At 63.5% G+C, this 18431-nt stretch carries 11 protein-coding genes; 9 read left to right on the forward strand and 2 right to left on the reverse strand.

What is annotated here, in order from left to right:
• Positions 1 to 408: 408 nt before the first annotated feature.
• The 4 genes from LJ655_RS27240 (at position 409) to LJ655_RS27255 (ending at position 7110) form a co-directional block, all read left to right on the forward strand.
• Positions 409 to 2331, forward strand: coding sequence for a PrkA family serine protein kinase (locus LJ655_RS27240; protein ID WP_230564272.1), 1923 nt, complete (start codon positions 409 to 411; stop codon positions 2329 to 2331).
• A gap of 163 nt (positions 2332 to 2494) precedes the next feature.
• Entirely contained in the window at positions 2495 to 3766 is a 1272-nt protein-coding gene (locus tag LJ655_RS27245; protein WP_230564273.1) for a YeaH/YhbH family protein, read from the forward strand.
• A gap of 234 nt (positions 3767 to 4000) precedes the next feature.
• Positions 4001 to 5524 (forward strand): SpoVR family protein, encoded by a 1524-nt coding sequence (locus tag LJ655_RS27250; protein WP_230564274.1) that lies wholly within the window; start codon positions 4001 to 4003, stop codon positions 5522 to 5524.
• Between the two features lie 278 nt (positions 5525 to 5802).
• A complete protein-coding gene (locus LJ655_RS27255) occupies positions 5803 to 7110 on the forward strand; it encodes an MFS family transporter (protein WP_230564275.1) in 1308 nt (435 codons plus the stop codon).
• Positions 7111 to 7162: 52 nt separating this feature from the next.
• On the opposite strand, the gene LJ655_RS27260 is transcribed toward LJ655_RS27255, so the two are convergent.
• Entirely contained in the window at positions 7163 to 8287 is a 1125-nt protein-coding gene (locus LJ655_RS27260) for a glycosyltransferase family 2 protein (RefSeq protein WP_230564276.1), read from the reverse strand.
• Between the two features lie 395 nt (positions 8288 to 8682).
• On the opposite strand from LJ655_RS27260, the gene LJ655_RS27265 reads away from it, so the two are divergent.
• Together LJ655_RS27265 and LJ655_RS27270 are read left to right on the forward strand one after the other, a co-directional pair.
• Positions 8683 to 9741 carry an NAD(P)/FAD-dependent oxidoreductase gene (locus tag LJ655_RS27265; RefSeq protein ID WP_230564277.1) on the forward strand — a complete coding sequence of 353 codons (1059 nt, stop codon included), beginning with the start codon at positions 8683 to 8685 and terminating at the stop codon, positions 9739 to 9741.
• A gap of 279 nt (positions 9742 to 10020) precedes the next feature.
• On the forward strand, positions 10021 to 11994 hold the full coding sequence (locus LJ655_RS27270; RefSeq protein ID WP_230564278.1) for a PAS domain-containing hybrid sensor histidine kinase/response regulator: 1974 nt from the start codon (positions 10021 to 10023) through the stop codon (positions 11992 to 11994).
• A gap of 38 nt (positions 11995 to 12032) precedes the next feature.
• On the opposite strand, the gene LJ655_RS27275 is transcribed toward LJ655_RS27270, so the two are convergent.
• Entirely contained in the window at positions 12033 to 13436 is a 1404-nt protein-coding gene (locus LJ655_RS27275; protein WP_230564279.1) for an MFS transporter, read from the reverse strand.
• A gap of 233 nt (positions 13437 to 13669) precedes the next feature.
• Between LJ655_RS27275 and LJ655_RS27280 the strand changes: the two genes are divergently transcribed.
• The 3 genes from LJ655_RS27280 to LJ655_RS27290 all read left to right on the forward strand — a co-directional run bounded on the left by LJ655_RS27280 (position 13670) and on the right by LJ655_RS27290 (position 18030).
• A complete protein-coding gene (locus tag LJ655_RS27280; protein ID WP_230564280.1) occupies positions 13670 to 13813 on the forward strand; it encodes a hypothetical protein in 144 nt (47 codons plus the stop codon).
• 363 nt (positions 13814 to 14176) lie between these two features.
• Positions 14177 to 16768, forward strand: coding sequence for a bifunctional lysylphosphatidylglycerol flippase/synthetase MprF (gene mprF, locus LJ655_RS27285; RefSeq protein WP_230564281.1), 2592 nt, complete (start codon positions 14177 to 14179; stop codon positions 16766 to 16768).
• Positions 16765 to 18030 carry a virulence factor family protein gene (locus tag LJ655_RS27290; RefSeq protein ID WP_230564282.1) on the forward strand — a complete coding sequence of 422 codons (1266 nt, stop codon included), beginning with the start codon at positions 16765 to 16767 and terminating at the stop codon, positions 18028 to 18030. The genes mprF and LJ655_RS27290 overlap by 4 nt, the downstream gene beginning before the upstream one ends.
• The last annotated feature ends 401 nt before the right edge of the window (positions 18031 to 18431 follow it).

Raw genomic sequence — 18431 nt, forward strand, 5'->3', positions numbered from 1 at the left:
ACCCATCGCGTGCCCGCTTGTTACGACGAAGTGTGCGTGCGCAGACGGCCGCTCTTTTATGGCGGGGTGAAGGTGCAGGTACGGTACGTGCATTACCCACGCGGCGACAGGGCGCGATGCAGCGGTATAGCGATGTCGTACAGGAGCACTGAATAGCGATGCGGTGTTGAAGAAAGCAGCAGTACAGCGGAGCAACAGAGGAGGTGACTCGCTACAGCGCGAGCGGGAAATTGTAGATGGTCGAAACTTTGTTTCCAAGTGGAGGACTGTGGCAGGGCGGCTACGGCGCGGTTTCGCAACGTAGTTCGTGAAAAAAAATTTAAAAGGGATTAGGATGAATTCGAGCGATGTCGTTTCCGAATAGCGCGCCGCGCACGACATCGCTCCAGACTTCGGCGAGGAGGTAGCATGGATATCTACAGCAGTTTCGCGACCCGCTTCGAGAAAACACGGGAGGATGAGCTCTCGCTCGAGGAGTATCTCGCGCTCTGCAAAGACAATCCCGCCGCGTACGCCACGGCTGGCGAACGCATGTTGACGGCAATCGGGGAACCGGAACAGATCGACACCCGCAACGATCCGCGCTTATCGCGGATCTTCGCGAACAAGGTCATCAAGGTCTACCCCGCATTCCGCGAGTTCTACGGAATGGAAGAGGTGATCGAGCAGGTGGTCGCCTACTTCCGGCACTCGGCCCAGGGGCTCGAAGAAAAGAAGCAGATCCTGTATCTGCTGGGACCGGTCGGCGGCGGCAAGTCGTCGATCGCGGAACGTCTGAAGCAACTGATGGAACGCGTGCCGTTCTATGCGATCAAGGGCTCGCCCGTCAACGAATCGCCGCTCGGGCTGTTCGATTACGAGGAAGACGGCCCGATCCTCGAAGAGCAATATGGCATTCCGCGCCGCTACCTGAAAAGTATCCTGAGTCCGTGGGCGGTCAAGCGCCTGCATGAGTACAACGGCGACATCCGCAAGTTCCGCGTGGTGCGCCGCTATCCGTCGATTCTTCGTCAGATTGGTATCTCGAAGACCGAACCGGGTGACGAGAACAACCAGGACATCTCGTCGCTGGTCGGCAAGGTCGACATCCGCAAGCTCGAACAGTACGCGCAGGACGACGCCGACGCCTACAGCTATTCGGGAGGCCTGTGCCTCGCCAATCAGGGCATGCTCGAATTCGTCGAAATGTTCAAGGCGCCGATCAAGGTGTTGCACCCGCTGCTCACCGCGACCCAGGAAGGCAACTTCAAGGGCACGGAAGGGTTCGGTGCGATTCCGTTCGACGGCATCATTCTCGCGCACTCGAACGAATCGGAATGGAAGGCGTTCCGCAACAACCGAAACAACGAGGCGCTGCTCGACCGGATCTTCGTCGTCAAGGTGCCGTACTGCCTGCGCTATAGCGAAGAGGTCAAGATCTACGAGAAGCTGCTGCGCAACTCGTCGCTGTACAACGCGGTCTGCGCGCCAGGCACGCTGAAGATGATGGCGCAAATGTCCGTGCTCACGCGCTTGCAGGAGCCGGAGAACTCGAGCCTGTTCTCGAAGATGCAGGTCTACGACGGAGAGAATCTGAAGGACACCGACCCGAAGGCGAAGTCGTACCAGGAGTACCGCGATTTCGCGGGCGTCGACGAAGGCATGACCGGTGTGTCGACCCGCTTCGCGTTCAAGATTCTGTCGCGCGTGTTCAACTTCGACTCGACCGAGGTCGCGGCCAATCCGGTGCATCTGATGTACGTGCTCGAACAGCAGATCGAGCGCGAGCAGTTCCCACCGGAAACCGAACAGAAGTATCTGTCGTTCATCAAGGACGTGCTCGCGTCGCGCTACGCGGAGTTCATCGGCAAGGAGATTCAGACGGCGTATCTGGAGTCGTACTCGGAGTATGGTCAGAACATTTTCGACCGCTATGTCACGTACGCGGACTTCTGGATCCAGGATCAGGAGTTCCGCGACCACGACACCGGCGAAAGCTTCGACCGTGCCGCATTGAACGCCGAACTGGAGAAGATCGAGAAGCCCGCGGGCATCAGCAATCCAAAGGACTTCCGCAACGAGATCGTGAACTTCGTGCTGCGTGCGCGTGCTGCGAATGCGGGCAAGAACCCCGCATGGATCAGCTACGAGAAGCTGCGCGTCGTGATCGAAAAGAAGATGTTCTCGAACACGGAAGAGCTCTTGCCGGTGATCTCGTTCAACGCGAAGGGCTCGGCCGAAGAGCAGCGCAAGCACGAAGACTTCGTCAATCGCATGGTGGCGAAGGGCTATACGCCGAAGCAGGTGCGCTTGCTGTGCGACTGGTATCTGCGCGTGCGCAAGTCGTCATGACGCTCGCGTGATACTTATGGTGTGCCGCCCGTATGGCCTGGCCGTACGGGCAACCGGCGAGGCGCAAGCCGCATAGCATTGCGCTGCGTGGCGGGCGTCTCGCACACCCGAAATATTGGTGCGGCCGCAGCGGATCGCGGTTGCATGGGACGGGAGACCGGGCGTGCTTCATCAAATCATCGACCGCAGGTTGGCAGGCAAGAACAAGAGCATTGCGAATCGCGAGCGCTTTTTGCGCCGCGTCAAAAACTATATTCGTCGCGCCGTTTCGGAGGCGGTGCGCGATCGCAGCATCAAGGACATCCAGAACACCCAGAGCATCACCATTCCGCGCAAGGACATCGCGGAGCCGTCGTTCCGTCACGGACCGGGCGGCCGGCGCGAGATGGTGCATCCCGGCAACTCGGACTACATCCGCGGCGACAAGATCCAGCGCCCGCAAGGCGGGGGCGGCGGCGGTGGAGGCAGTCAGGCCAGCAACGAGGGCGAGGGTCAGGACGACTTCGTGTTCGAGCTGAGCCGCGAAGAGTTCATGCAGTATTTCTTCGACGATCTCGAACTGCCGCGTCTCGTCAAAACCCATCTGATGGCTGTGCCAACGTGGAAAAGCGTTCGCGCGGGCTGGGCCGCCGAGGGCACGCCGAACAACATCGACGTGGTGCGTTCGCTGCGCAGCGCGCTTGGCCGGCGCATCGCGCTCGGCGCGCCGCTCGTCAACCAGTTGCATGAGATGGAGCGGCAGCTCGAGGAACTGAAGGCCGATCCCGCCGATCGCCGCGAAGAAATCAAGCTGCTCGAAGACGACATCCACCATCTGAAAGGACGCATCTGGCGGATTCCGTTTATCGATCCGTTCGATCTGCGCTACGTGAATCGCGTGAAGCAGCCCACGCCGTCGAGCCAGGCGGTCATGTTCTGCCTGATGGACGTGTCCGGCTCGATGGACGAGCAGCGCAAGGATCTCGCCAAGCGCTTCTTCATCCTGCTGTACCTGTTCCTGAAGCGTAACTACGAGCGCATCGAAGTGGTGTTCATTCGCCACCATACCCGCGCCGAGGAAGTCGACGAAGACACCTTCTTCCACTCGACCGAAAGCGGCGGCACCGTGGTGTCGAGCGCGCTCGAACTGATGCGCAAGGTCATGGACGAGCGCTACTCGCCGGCTGAATGGAACATTTACGGGGCACAGGCTTCCGATGGCGACAACTGGACCGACGACTCGCCGAAGTGCCGCAAGATACTCTCGGATGACATCCTCGATAAGGTGCGGTATTTTGCGTATATTCAGGTGACGCCCGAAGAGCAGAATCTGTGGCTCGAATACGCGCAACTGGCGCTATCGCAACCGCATATGGCGATGAAGAAGGTCGAAACCGCGGCCGATATTTATCCGGTCTTTCGCGAGTTGTTCGAGAAGCAGGCGGCGACTTCGTGATAGAACGCCGGTTATCCCTGAAGCACGTGAGCGACGAGGCGCGCGGCGAGTCGTGCGACTTGAGGCAGCCCGTCGTATGACGCACCGCAGCGCTACCAAGGCGTGCCGCAGCAACAGTCGGGGCATGCCGAGGCTGGAGCGGCCAGCACGGGAGCCGCTCGCGCCGGAGCAGTCCGCGATGCTGCGGCACGGGACACACCGGAACGCCCCCTCGAGGGGCAAAGGGAAGTCCGTATGAACATAGCCGATAGACGGCCTCTGCCGTGCCCGTCCGACTGGACCTTCGAATTAATCGAAGAGTACGACTCGCATATTGCCCGTGTTGCGGAGCAATACGAACTCGACGTGTATCCGATCCAGCTCGAACTCATCAGCGCCGAACAGATGATGGACGCCTACGCGTCCGTCGGCATGCCGGTGAACTACCGACACTGGTCGTTCGGTAAACACTTCCTTGCGACCGAAAAAAGCTATCGTCGCGGCCAGATGGGGCTCGCGTACGAAATCGTCATCAATTCGAATCCCTGCATCGCGTATCTGATGGAAGAGAACACGATGACGATGCAGGCGCTCGTCATCGCGCATGCGGCCTACGGCCACAACTCGTTCTTCAAGGGCAACTATCTGTTCCGCTTGTGGACGGACGCCCACGCGATCATCGATTACCTCGTGTACGCGAAGAACTACATCGCGGAGTGCGAGGAGCGCTATGGGCTCGATCGCGTCGAGGAGCTGCTCGATTCGTGCCACGCGCTGATGAATTACGGTGTGGACCGCTACAAGCGGCCGCAGAAGCTGTCGCTCCAGAAAGAGTTCGCCGCGCGTCGCGAACGTGAGGCGTATCTGCAGTCGCAGGTCAACGAGTTGTGGCGTACCTTGCCCACGCGCCATACGCCGCTGCCCGAAGAGGTCGAAGAGCGTTATCCGCCCGAGCCGCAGGAAAACCTCCTGTACTTCGCGGAGAAAAACGCGCCGCTGCTCGAGCCGTGGGAGCGCGAGGTGATCCGCATCGTGCGCAAGATCGGTCAGTACTTCTATCCGCAGCGGCAAACGCAGGTGATGAACGAAGGTTGGGCCACGTTCTGGCACTACACGCTGCTCAATACGATGTACAACCAGGGCAAGCTGGAAGACGGCTTCATGATGGAGTTTCTCCATTCGCACAGCAACGTCGTCTATCAGCCGCCGGTCACGAAGCCGTATTACAGCGGCATCAACCCGTATGCGCTCGGTTTTTCGATGATGAGCGACATTCGCCGCATCTGCGAAGCGCCGACCGACGAAGACCGCAAATGGTTTCCGGATCTGGCCGGCAGTCCGTGGCTGCCCGCGCTGCATTACGCGATGCGCAACTTCAAGGACGAGAGCTTCGTCGCGCAGTATCTGTCGCCGCATCTGATTCGCGAAATGCGCCTGTTCTCGGTGCTCGACGACGATATGCGCGACGCGCTCGAAGTCTCGGCGATTCACGACGATAGCGGCTACCAGTACGTGCGCCAGGCGCTGTCGCGGCAGTACGACATGCATCACCGCGAACCGAACATTCAGGTGTGGGCCGTCAACACGCGTGGGGACCGCAGTCTCACGTTGCGGCATTTCATGAGCGATAACCGCCATCTGTCGTCCGATAGTGACGAAGTGCTCAAGCACATGGCGCGTTTGTGGCAATTCGACGTGTTCCTCGAGAGCGTCGACGAAAACGGCACCGTCAGAAAGCGCTATGACTGCCGGTATGTGCCGCCTTCGGTGAGAATCTGAGCGCGCCTGAGCGCGGCCCGAGCGGTTCGCGTCACCCGGAAAGCCCCTGCCGGTCCCTCACCTGGCGGGGGCTTCGCTTTTGTTGCCGCGCCAATTGATCCCTGCTTGCGCTCAAGGCTTTCATCCCAGGGCTTTCATCAGGGTCGTTCGACAACATCCCATCTTCCGCTTTCAACTATGTAAAATCCGCTCACCCGCGACGGCCGGTCGGGCCGGGCGCGCGACATCAAGGCGGCGTCACGACCGTCCTCCTCGTTTAAATAAGGAAAGACATCAGCATGAACGACCAAACCGCGCAATTCGCCGTGGCCTCGGCGCACGATACACGGCGCCGCATTTTTGCCATCGTCGGCGCTTCGTCGGGCAATCTCGTCGAGTGGTTCGACTTCTACGTGTATTCGTTCACGGCGCTCTACTTCGCGCCGTCGTTCTTCCCGAGCGGCAACACGACTACGCAGTTGCTGAATACGGCCGGCGTGTTCGCCGCCGGCTTCCTGATGCGGCCGATCGGCGGCTGGTTCTTCGGGCGGCTCGCCGACAAACGCGGTCGCCGCACCGCGATGATGATTTCGGTATTCATGATGTGCGGCGGCTCGCTAGTGATCGCGATGCTGCCCACCTACGCGCAGATCGGCGCGCTCGCGCCGTCGTTGCTGCTCTTCGCGCGGCTGTTGCAGGGGCTTTCGGTGGGCGGCGAATACGGCACCAGCGCAACCTATATGAGCGAGGTGGCGCTCAAGGGCCGGCGCGGCTTCTTCGCGTCGTTCCAGTATGTGACGCTGATCGGCGGCCAGTTGTGCGCGCTGCTCGTGCTCGTGATCCTGCAACAGGCGCTGACGACCGAAGAGCTGAAGGCGTGGGGCTGGCGCGTGCCGTTCGTGATCGGCGCAATGGCCGCGTTGATCTCGCTGTATCTGCGCAAATCCCTCGATGAAACCACCACCGCGGCGACGCGCCAGCGCAAGGAAGCGGGCACGCTGCGCGGGCTGTGGGAGCACAAGACCGCGTTCATGACGGTGCTCGGCTTCACGGCCGGCGGCTCGCTGATCTTCTATACGTTCACCACGTACATGCAGAAGTACCTGGTCAACACGGCCGGCATGCACGCAAAGACCGCGAGCTCGGTCATGACCGCCGCGCTGTTCGTCTACATGCTGATGCAGCCGGTGTTCGGCGCGTTGTCGGACCGTATCGGCCGGCGCCGCTCGATGCTGTGTTTCGGCCTGTTTGCAACCCTCGGCACGGTGCCGCTCCTGCATGCGCTGAAAGACGTGACGAGCCCGTACGCGGCCTTCGCGCTGGTCGTCGTGGCGCTCGCGATCGTCAGCTTCTATACGTCGATCAGCGGCCTGATCAAGGCGGAGATGTTCCCGCCGCAAGTGCGCGCGCTCGGGGTGGGTTTGTCGTATGCAGTCGCGAACGCGATCTTCGGCGGCTCGGCGGAATACGTCGCGCTGTGGCTGAAGCAGGCCGGCCTCGAGTCGATGTTCTTCTGGTACGTGACGGCGATGTGTGCGATCGCGGGCCTCGTGTCGTTGCGTATGCGCGATCCGTCGACGGATGGGTATTTGCGTCACGAGCCTTGAGCGGGGAGACAGGACGAATCGTCGTGGGTGACACGGTCGAACGCATGGCGATTCACACTCGCTCGTGCAATTCCAGCGGCTCGTGCCGTTCGCTCACCAGTTCGTTGACGAACTCCTTGACCGCCGCGGCTTGATCCGCGGCGACTACCGGCGCGGCCGCGACGGCCGCGACCGCGGCGGCGGCCGCATCGGTCGCGGCGCTGGCGACCGATGGCCGCGCCCGCAGTGCCGCGCGCGCGAGCATCGCCAGGTGGTAGTAGAGGCGCGCGTCGAATCCATAGCGGTAGGCAAACAGATGCGCGAGCGCGACTTGCAGGCCCGCGCGCGGCTGGCCGTTGCGCGCGTGAATCGACACGACGATCGGTGCGAGCCGCCGCAGCGCGAGCCGCCGCGACGGTTCGAGTCGCGCCGGCAGGTCGAGCGACTTCACGTAGGCGTAGGCATTCAACGGTGCGGCCGTGGGCGTGCCGCGCGTGCGGTGCGAGATCGACGCGGCCGTCTTGCGATACACGGAAAGGTAGTCGTGCACATAAAAGACCTCGCGCGCGGCGAGGCACAGCCTCACGCCAAAGACGAAATCGCAGCACATGCCGTGCTGATCCGGGTAGCCGATCCGCTTGACGAGCCGCGCATCGGCCATCCATCCATTGTTCGGAAACATCTGGATCAGGCCGGTACGGCCTGCGAGCGGCTGCAAACCCTCGCTGGCCTTCGTGCGCCGGAACGCCGCGTTCAGGCGCACGCTCGCTTCGAGGTCGATCACGCCGTCGTGATCCGCTTCGTACTGCGCGCCGAATGCCGCATCGAGTCGCGGATAGCGCTGCCATAGCGACACCAGCTTGTCGACGGCGTCGGTCGTCAGCAAATCGTCGTCGTGGATCAGCAGGATCTTCTCGCCGCGCGCCTGAGCGAACAGGCTCGACACATTGCGCGCCTGGCCAAGCGGCGGCTCGTGCAACGTGTAGCGCACGCGCGGCTCGTCGCCGTAGCGCCGCGCGATCAGCTCCCGCGTGCGCAGGTCCGTCGAGTCGTCGCCAATCACGATTTCCAGATCCCGATAGCTTTGCGCGAGGCACGAGTCGACGCATTCGACGAGCAGATCGGGACGATTGCACGTGGGCACGCAGATGGAGACAACGGGCGCACCGGCGCTGGGAGAACTTGACGCGTTGGACATGGATGGGATGACGCCTTTTAACGAACCGAAGCGACATGGAGCGGCGCGACGCGGCGCGGTCGGGCGCTCGGTTCGCAGGGCGCCCACCTTGCCGCAAGCAGCAAAATAGTCCAACGCGCCGAAAAATATTCAGCAAAAATCGGAAAGAAATGTTTGCTTACAGAAAGGCGCCTGAAGGAAAAAAGCGATGCGATCTGGATGCAAGAGAGATCCAGGCCGCTTTGGGACGGGGTTTCAGTGCGTTGACTGACCCGGGTCATCTTCCTGCCGCTGATCATGCGTGCCGAGCATCCTTACCATCGACGATGACATCGTTGCCGCGTGCGGGCCGATTCGGTATGGTGGCTCATCGATCCTGCCGTTGCGCTTCTTACCGTGACCCGGAGACCCGCCCCATGACCCTTGACGCCAACGCCCCTGCACCGCACGCGCCGCCGATCCGCACCGATGTCCTGATCGTCGGCGCCGGTCCCGTGGGGCTGTTCGCGGCGTTCGAGGCCGGTGTGATCGGACTCACCTGTCAGATCGTGGACGCGCTCGAACGCGTGGGCGGCCAGTGCATCGAGTTGTATCCCGACAAGCCGATCTACGACATCCCCGCGATTACCTCGTGCACCGCGCGCGAACTGGTCGAGCGGCTGCTCGCTCAGTGCAAGCCGTTCGATGTGCCGATCCATCTGGAACAGCGCGTCGAAACGCTCGAGCAGCGCGACGACGGACGCTGGACCGCGCGCACCCAGCACGGCCTCGTGTTCGACGTCGCGGCGATCCTGCTCGCCGGCGGCAATGGCGCGTTCGTACCGCAAAAGCTCACGCTAGCCGAAGCCGCGCCGCTCGAAAAGCGCTACGTGCACTACAGCGTGCCGCGCCTCGCGGACTTCGCCGGCAAGAACGTGGTCGTTGCGGGCGGCGGCGATTCGGCGCTCGACTGGGCGTTGGCGCTTCGCAAGGTCGCGGCGCGCGTGACGCTCGTGCATCGGCGTGCCGGCTTCAGCGCGGCCGATTCGAGCGTCGAGCGGATGCGGCGCGCGGTCGACGCGGGCGAGATGGACTTCGTCGTCGGTGGGATCGCGGCGCTCAATGCGAAAGACGGTGTGCTGCGTTCGCTGACGCTGCGGCAGATCGGCGGCGAGGTGGAACTCGAAGCCGAGCATCTGATCGCGCTGTATGGACTCGTCGCCGATCTCGGCCCGATCGCGCAGTGGGGACTGACGATTCACGGCGGACGTGTCGATGTCGATACTTCGAACTACGAAAGCTCGCGCCCGGGCATCTTCGGGGTCGGTGACATTGCGAATTATCCGAACAAGCAGAAGCTGATCCTGTCGGGCTTTCACGAGGCGTCGCTCGCGCTGCGCAAGGCCTACGCGTACGCCTATCCCGACAAGAAGCGCGTGCACGTCCATTCGAGCTACGACGCGAAGCTCGCTGAAAAGATCGGCGCGGCGTGTTGAGCCGCGGCGGCCGCCCAGTGCGGCGGCGCGGGCGGGCGGGGGCGCGAAGCGGGTGGCGAACGACGTGAATAGCTTTTTCAACGAGACGGATGTTTTTGCTAACGAACGGCAATGCGAAATCCGAAACCACCACGCGGCGATGTCGGCCGTGAAGACCCTCAAGCGATCGCAAAGCCCGCCGCTATCGGCTTTGCGCCTGGCGAGCGGGCGCGCGAAGGCTCCGCCGCCGGCCAGGCGCGCCATTTGCTTACAACAAAAATTCCCATTGTGCGTCCCGCCATGAAACAGCTCGATGCTTCTTCTTTCCGCGACGACGGCGGCCCCGCCCGGATGCAGGCCGAGGCTCCGCGCTCGACGTCCGTCAGCGTCGATTATTCGTCGCTCGTGCAGGCCATCTCGGACTACGCGATCTTTCTGCTCGACGCGACCGGACACGTGGTGAGCTGGAACGCCGGTGCGCAGAAGCTCAAGGGCTACACGGAAGGCGAGATCGTCGGCCAGCATTTCTCGCGTTTCTATACCGAGGAAGCCGTCGCACGCGGCTGGCCGGCCTACGAGCTGGAACAGGCGACGCTGACCGGCCGCTTCGAGGACGAAGGCTGGCGTGTGCGCAAGGACGGTACGATGTTCTGGGCGAACGTCGTGATCACGGCGGTGCGCAACGAGGCGGGCACGCTCACGGGCTTCGCGAAGATCACGCGCGATCTGACCGCGCAACGCGAGTATCTGGAGGCGTTGCGGGAAAGCGAGGAGCGCTTCCGACTGCTTGTGGACAGCGTGGAGGACTACGCGATCTTCATGCTTGATCCGCAAGGTTTCGTTGTCAGCTGGAACTCAGGCGCCGCACGCATCAACGGCTATACGCACGATGAAATCGTCGGCCGGCATTTCTCGCTGTTCTATGTGCCGGGCGAGGCCGCGGCCGGCAAGCCCGCGCGCGCGCTCGCCATCGCGCGGCAGATCGGCACCGTCGAAGACGAAGGCTGGCGCGTGCGCAAGGACGGCTCGACCTTCTGGGCCAACGTGATCATCACCGCCATGTACGACGAAGCGCGCCGGCTGCGCGGCTTCGCGAAGGTTACGCGGGATCTGACCGAGCGGCGCCGGCGCGAGGAGCTTGAACGCTCGAGCGAGCGCATGCGCGATTTTCTCGCGACGCTCGCACACGAACTGCGCAATCCGCTCGCGCCGGTGCGCAACGCGGTCGGCACGATGCAGTTGGAAACCGGTCTGAGCCCCGTGCTCGCGCGGGCGCGCGATCTGATCGACCGCCAGGTCACGCACCTGACGCGGCTCGTCGACGATCTGCTCGATATCGGCCGCATCATGTCCGACAAGGTCGAGCTGCGCATCGCGCGCGTCGATCTCTCCGAACTCATCGCGCGCGCGATCGAAGCGGCGCGGCCGTTCCTCGACGCGCGCAGCCAGAGCGTCGTCGCCCATGTGCCCGCGGACCCCGTGGTGATTCGCGGCGACATGACGCGGCTCGTGCAGGTGCTGCAAAACCTGCTGCACAACGCCTCGAAGTTTTCGCCGAGCGGCAGTGTGATCGACATACTGGGCCGGATCGACTTTCGCATGGCAGTGCTCGAAGTGCGTGACCCCGGCTGCGGCATTCCGGTGCGGTCGCTCGACAGGATCTTCGAGCTGTTCGCGCAGGAGAAGGAGGGCCAGAATTTTGTTGAAGGCGGCCTCGGGATTGGCCTCACACTGTGCAAGTCGCTCGTCGAAATGCATGGCGGCAGCATCGTGGCGAGCAGCGAAGGGCCGGGGCTCGGCAGTACGTTCACGCTGAGCCTGCCGCTCGCGGATGCGCAGTCCGAAACCACGGAGAGCGGCACGATCACGACCGCTCCCGACATACAGCCGATGCGGATTCTGCTCGTCGACGACAACCGCGATTCGGCCGACAGTCTTGCGATGCTGCTCGAACTGAAAGGCCACGAGGTGCGCATCGCCTATGACGGCGAGCAGGCGCTGCAGATCGCGCCGCGCTTCACACCGCATCTCGCGTTCATCGACCTTGCGATGCCGAAGATGGACGGCTATGCGACGCTCGCGGCGATGCGCGCGCTGCCCGAGATGTCCCGCACGATGTACGCCGCGATGACCGGCTTCAGTCATGCAAGCGATCTCGATCGCACTCGCCGCGAGGGATTTCATGCGCACCTGGTGAAGCCCGTCGAAATGGCGGTGCTCGACGCGCTGCTCGCGAAGGCCGATGGGCGGCTCAGCGGAAGCGGCGCACCCTAGCCTCCGTTTCGAACCGTTGCAGGGCGGCCGCATACCGCTCACTCACGCCCACCTCGCGAAATCTCCTGGCCCGCGCCTCGCGGCAAGCGCAGCGTGACCGGAATCGACGCGAACGAGCACAGACCGACCACGAGGAACGCGGGCCAGAAGTCCGACCACATGATGCCCGGGTGCCCGTGCAGCACGCGCGAGATCTGCAGCACGATACCGCCGAGCGTCACGCCGAGCCCGAGCGACATCTGCTGCACGACGCTGCCCAGGCTCGTCGCGCGGCCGACGTCGCGGCTCGCGATCTCCGCGTAGGTCAGCGAATTGAGGCTCGTGAACTGCAACGCGGGGAAGAAGCCGCCGAGCAGCACGACGACCCAGATGATCCATGTCGGCGTGTGCGGGAAGAAGAGTCCGCACGCGGCGATCGAGATGCCCGAGAGCGCGGCGTTGAACACGAGCACCTGGCGAAAGCCGAAACGGCGCAGCACGGTGGAGGCGATCACGCGCATGAACATGCCGCCGAACGCTGACGCGCAGGTGATCAATCCCGACTGGAACGCGCTCATGCCGTGACCCTCCTGCAGCAGCAATGGCAGCAGAAACGGCAACGCGCCAAGACCGATGCGAAACAGCGAGCCGCCGAGCACGCTCGCCTGGAAGGTCGGCACCTTGAAAAAGCGCAGATCGAGCAGCGGCAGCGCGACGCGTTGCGCGTACGCGACGTAGATCGCGAGTAGCACGGCGCCGACCCCGCACATGCCGAAAGCATCCAGATTCGAAATCAGTTCGCCACCGACCAGCGACAAGCCGAGCAGCAACAGCACCGCGCCCGCCGCCGACAGCAGGAAGCCGATCCAGTCGAGCGGGCCGGGATGGGGTTCGCGCGTATTGGCGATGTAGCGATGGGTCAGATAGATGCCGAGAATGCCGATCGGCACGTTGATGAAGAAAATCAGCCGCCAGTGCAGATAGGTCGTAATGAAGCCGCCGAGCAGCGGACCGGCGGCGGGGCCCAGCATGGCGGGCACGCTCAGATAGTTCATCGCGCGGATGAAGTCGGCTTTCTCCACCACGCGGAAAATGATGATCCGCCCGACCGGCACCATCATCGCGCCGCCGACGCCCTGAATGAAACGCGCAATCGTAAAGGTGGCAAGCGAGTTCGACGCGGCGCACAGCAGCGAGCCCGTGACGAAGATGCCGATTGCCGTGCGAAATATCGTGCGCGCGCCGAACCTGTCGGCGAGCCAGCCGCACACGGGGATGAACACGCCGAGCCCGAGCACGTAGCTCGTGACGGCGATCTTTAGCGTGACCGGGTCGCGCCCGAAATCGCGCGCCATGACCGGCAGCGCGGTGACGATCACGTTGGCGTCGACGCTTTCCATGAACATCGCGCACGCGACGATAAGGGGCGCAATCAGAGCTTTCCGAGTTTCGGCGACCGACATGACGGGCGGGGCTGCGGCAAGGCGTCGCAGGCAAAGGGGGCATTATTGCACCTGTACGGTGCGGATTGTTAATACTGGCGCGGCCGATGCCGCCCCCTTACGAGTTTTCGTACCAGACCCACGACTGCGATGTCGCGCCAGGGCGAATATCTCGGAATTTTTTGTTGCAGCGCATCAAGAGGCGGCTATAATAGGGCTATTGCGTAGGTAAAAACCCTTATACGGAGCCTCTCATGAACACCTCATCGAACGCTGTCCGTTCCACCCCCGCTGCCAATACCTTCCTCGCCAAGCTGCGCGCGCTGGCGCTGCACGCGCTGAACCTGCATCTGCAGAACTGCGCGGTGATCGCCGAAGCGCATCGTCGCCCGAACTAAGCGCGCGATGCGTTACCCGAGGGCCGCGCAGGCCCCGGGCTGTCGTGTCAATGCCCGCTCGAGCAGCGGGCATTGTGCTTTGTGGCCCTGTCATGCGGGCCGCGCCGCTAGTCACTGGCGCTTCGCGCCGTGAGCCGCACCATCGAGACCCGTCCCCTCAGATCGTAATGCCGCGCATCCCGCGAGGAAGCATTACAATCGCGCCCTTTTGACACGCGCCGAGCAACAGGATCGACAGCAAAATAGCTAATGCTGTCAACCTTTTGCATCTTTTGCCGTTATCTCTTTGTAATCGCTGCCGCAGGCGATACCGCGCGAGACGACCCGTCGCCGCGACCGCTCCACGCAAGGCCCGCATTGACCATGTTTCACCGACTTCAGAACAGGTTCGAACGCTTCGGCACGTTGCTCAGCCGCGTATCGAAGGCGCTTGGCAGCCGGGGACTTCTGCCGCCTGTGCTTGCGCTCGTCATTTGCGGGCTGTTGCTGGTGGTGCTGCAGCATCTGTCGGAGGCGGTCGATTACCGGTCGGTGATCCGCGAGTTGCGCGCTCTGTCGGCGCGCGAATGGATCGGCGCGCTCGGCGCGACCGCGCTCAGCTACGTGGCGCTCGTGGGGCGCGACGCAGTCGGTCTGCGCTATCTCGGCGCAAGCGTGCCGCGCGCGGCACTGTGGGTCGGCGCGACCGCCGGTTCGGCGCTTGGCAACGCGACCGGTTTCGGCGCGCTCACGGGCGGGGCGGTGCGCGCGCGCGTGTACGGCGTCGCGAATATCACGCCCGCGCAGATCGGCCGCATGACGGTATTCACGAGTGTGTCGCTCGCGCTCGCGCTCGTGCTAATGACTGCGCTCGGCATGGTCTGCATGGCCGGCCAGCTTGCGCCGATGCTGCATCTGTCGCCGGACGCGCTGCGCTGGAGCGGCGCGGCACTGCTTGTCGCGCTGGCGCTGATCGCCGCCGCGTGCCGCCGCGAAACCCGGCCGATTCGCACGCGCTGGCAGTGGCTGTCGTTCGATATTCCCGCGCGCCGCGATCTGCTCGCGCAGGTCGCGCTAGCGGTGCTCGACGTGATCGCCGCGGGCCTCGCGCTGTGGGCGTTGCTGCCGCATGCGAACGTGAGCTTTGCCGGCTTCATCACCGTCTACGCAGCCGCAATGCTGCTCGGCATGATCGGCCATACGCCTGGCGGCGTCGGCGTGTTCGAGGCGGCGATGGCGTTCACGCTGAGCGGCAGCGTGCAGATGCATCAGATGGTCGCCGCGCTGCTTGCTTATCGCGCGATCTATTTCGGGGTGCCGCTCGCCGTGTCGGCGGCGCTGCTCGCGGGCTTCGAGGGGCGCGCGCTGAAAAACCGTCTGTCGCTGTTGCAGGCGGAGCGTGTGTCGGAGCTTGCGCCGCTGTTTCTAAGTCTGGTCACGTTCGTGGTCGGCGGCATGCTGGTGATTTCGAGCGCGACGCCCGCATTCTGGCAGCGCATTCATATGCTGCGCGACGTCGTGCCGCTGTGGGTGCTCGAAAGCTCGCAGATGCTGTGCAGCGTGGTCGGCGTGCTGCTGCTGTTCGTCGCGCGCGGACTGCTGCGCAGACTCGACGCGGCGTGGTGGATGACCCTCGCGCTCGCGGTGCTGAGCCTCGCGCTGTCGCTCACCAAAGGTCTCGCGTTCGTCGAGGCGGGCGTGCTCGGCATGCTGATCGTCCTGCTGCTCACGACGCGCAAGCGCTTCAATCGTCATTCGTCGCTGTTCGCCGAGCGTTTTACCGCAGGCTGGCTCGTATCGGTCGCGATGGTGCTGATGCTCGCGACCTGGGTCATGCTGTTCGCTTTCCGTGACGTGCCGTACACACGCGACCTGTGGTGGCAATTCGCGTTCGACGAGCGCGCGCCACGCGCGCTGCGCGCGACGCTCGCCGCGAGCCTGTTCGCCGCGACGTTCTCGTTCTGGCAATTGCTGCGTCCGGCCCCGGGCCGCTTCGTCAAGCCAGCGCCCGAAGATCTGCACGACGCCGCGCGCATCGTGCGCGCGCAGGAGCGCAGCGACGCCGGTCTCGCGCTGATGGGCGACAAGAGCTTTCTGTTTTCGGAGTCGCGCGAGGCGTTTCTCATGTACGCGAAATACGGGCGCACGTGGGCCGCGTTGCACGATCCGGTGGGCCCGCGCGAAGAGTGGGCTGGTCTCATCAGCAAGTTCGTCGCTCTCGCGCATGCGCACGGCGGCCGTGCCGCGTTCTACCAGGTACGCGCGAATGCGCTGCCGTTGTATCTCGACGCCGGCCTCACGCTGATGAAGCTCGGCGAGGAAGCGCACGTCGTGCTCGACGAATTCGATCTGAAGGGCTCGCATCGCGCGCATCTGCGCTACGCGCTGAAACGCGGCGAGCGCGACGGCTTCAGCGTCGAAGTGATCGATCAGGCGCACGTGCCGGCGTCGCTCGAAACGCTGCGCGGCATTTCCGACGGCTGGCTCGACAGCCACGATGCACGCGAGAAAAGCTTCTCGGTCGCGGCTTTCAATGACGAATACCTCGCCGCGCAATCGGTGATGCTGGTGCGCCAGCACGGCGAGCCGGTCGCGTTCGTGACCTTCATGACGACCGACATGAATACCGAGGCGACCATCGGCGTGATGCGTCACGTCGAAAGCGCGTCGTCGTACGCGATGGAATATCTGTTCACGCAGCTCGCGTTGCATCTGAAACAGGCGGGCTTCCGCTCGCTCAGTCTCGGCATTGCGCCGCTCTCGGGCGTGCAGCCGACGCCGCTCGCGTCGCGCTGGCATCGGCTGGCCGGCATCCTGTGGCGCTTCGGTGGCCGCTTTTATAACTTCCGCGGACTGCGTGCTTTCAAGAGCAAGTTCCAGCCGCGCTGGGAGCCGCGTTATCTCGCGGCATCCGGCTCGGGCGTGTTCTTCACGCTCGCGGACCTGTCGCTGCTGGCTGGAGGCCGGCGTTCATGACTTTGCATCCGTTGTTTCGGCTCGCCATCGCGGCGAGCGTTCTGAGCTGCGGCGCGCTCGCGCACGCAACCACCACCACCGTGCCTGGCGGCCGCTATGGCGACGTTCGCGTCACACAACCCGAGGGGCCGCTGCGCGGCTTCGTCGTGCTGTACTCGCAGGCGAGCGGCTGGAGTGCGGCCGATCAGCAGAGCGCCGACGCGCTCGCGAAAGCGGGCGCGCTGACCGTGGGCGTCGACACCGCACGCTACGCAGCCAACCTCGCGGCCAAAAAGGAAACCTGCCACAAGCTGGTGGGCGATGCCGAAGCGCTGAGCCATCAGCTCGAACGGCAATCACAGTCGAGCAACTATTTCGCGCCGATCGTCGCGGGTACGGGGCAGGGCGCGACGCTCGCGATGCACGTACTCGAGCAGGCGCCGTCCAATACGGTTGCAGGCGCGGTGTCAGTCGATGCCGAGCCCACGCTCGACGCGCGCTTTGAACCGTGTCCGCCCGATCCGACCGTGATCCGCGACAAGGTGCCCGGCTTCGTCGAAAAGGCCAGCACGGGCAATGCCGATCGCGCGCGTCTCGTCGCGTTGCTGACGCCGCATCTGCAGCCGGTATCGACGAGCGACGACGACGTGTCCGATTTGCCGCTGATCGAGCTGCCGGCTGAGCATCCGAACGGCCTGATGGCGATCGTGATTTCCGGTGACGGCGGCTGGCGCGATCTCGACAAGACGATCGCGCTGGCGCTGCAGAAAGACGGCGTGTCGGTGGTCGGCTGGGATAGCCTGCGGTATTTCTGGAGCGAGAAGCCGCCCGCGCAAACGAGCCGCGATCTCGCACGCGTGATGCAAACCTACGGTGCGCGCTGGCACGCGCAGCACATCGCGCTGATCGGCTATTCGTTCGGCGCCGACGTGATGCCTTTCGCGTACAACCGTCTGCCGCAGGCTCAGCGCGATAAGGTGTCGCTGATTTCGCTGCTCGGCTTCGCGCCCGACGCCGATTTCCAGATCCGCGTGGGCGGCTGGCTCGGCATGCCCGCGAGCGACAAGGCGCTGAACGTGCGGCCCGAGTTGACGCATGTGCCGCTGTCGATCGTCCAATGTTTCTATGGCGCGAGCGAAACCGACACGCTGTGCCCGGCGCTGGAGAGGACCGGTGTCGAAGTGATCCGCACTTCCGGCGATCATCATTTTGGCCGCGATTACAACGCGCTGGAGCAGCGCATTCTGGCGGCGTTCAGGAAGCAGAGCGGCGTGCGCGATTGATCGCGGCGTTGGTCGTAGCCGCGGGCGCGCTTGCTTGCGCGCCCCGTAATTTTCCGGGCCATTGCGGCCGAAGTGTTGCAATTGATTCGCTGCGTGGCGATAACCGCGCTAAGAGAGATTGACTGGTGTGGATCCGCGGATTGACAAAGCCAGTCAACTCGACGAAGATCGCCGGCATGAACTGCCTCGACATCCGTATTGCGCTGATTATTAGCATCATTCATCGAATGGTGGGTTAGCGCGCGTCGACTTGCAGTGACACATAACCCGCCAAACGAGCAAGCCCATCGCCTAATCTGTTGACGATTTGGTTTGGGTAGACTGACGCCGGCGTTGTTTCGAAGCCCCTTTGAACTTGGTTCTTAGGGGCTTTTTCTTGCCTCATGAACACCAAGCAGCTC

The sequence above is a fragment of the Paraburkholderia translucens genome (assembly GCF_020881035.1).
GTDB classification, from domain to species: Bacteria; Pseudomonadota; Gammaproteobacteria; order Burkholderiales; family Burkholderiaceae; genus Paraburkholderia; species Paraburkholderia translucens.

Excerpts from the sequence above, each read along its gene's own strand:
- LJ655_RS27240 (WP_230564272.1), top strand. The coding sequence starts at position 409 with ATGGATATCTACAGCAGTTTCGCGACCCGCTTCGAGAAAACACGGGAG.
- LJ655_RS27250 (WP_230564274.1), top strand. The coding sequence starts at position 4,001 with ATGAACATAGCCGATAGACGGCCTCTGCCGTGCCCGTCCGACTGGACC.
- LJ655_RS27255 (WP_230564275.1), top strand. The coding sequence starts at position 5,803 with ATGAACGACCAAACCGCGCAATTCGCCGTGGCCTCGGCGCACGATACA.
- LJ655_RS27260 (WP_230564276.1), bottom strand. The coding sequence starts at position 8,287 with ATGTCCAACGCGTCAAGTTCTCCCAGCGCCGGTGCGCCCGTTGTCTCC.
- LJ655_RS27265 (WP_230564277.1), top strand. The coding sequence starts at position 8,683 with ATGACCCTTGACGCCAACGCCCCTGCACCGCACGCGCCGCCGATCCGC.
- LJ655_RS27270 (WP_230564278.1), top strand. The coding sequence starts at position 10,021 with ATGAAACAGCTCGATGCTTCTTCTTTCCGCGACGACGGCGGCCCCGCC.
- LJ655_RS27275 (WP_230564279.1), bottom strand. The coding sequence starts at position 13,436 with ATGTCGGTCGCCGAAACTCGGAAAGCTCTGATTGCGCCCCTTATCGTC.
- LJ655_RS27280 (WP_230564280.1), top strand. The coding sequence starts at position 13,670 with ATGAACACCTCATCGAACGCTGTCCGTTCCACCCCCGCTGCCAATACC.
- mprF (WP_230564281.1), top strand. The coding sequence starts at position 14,177 with ATGTTTCACCGACTTCAGAACAGGTTCGAACGCTTCGGCACGTTGCTC.
- LJ655_RS27290 (WP_230564282.1), top strand. The coding sequence starts at position 16,765 with ATGACTTTGCATCCGTTGTTTCGGCTCGCCATCGCGGCGAGCGTTCTG.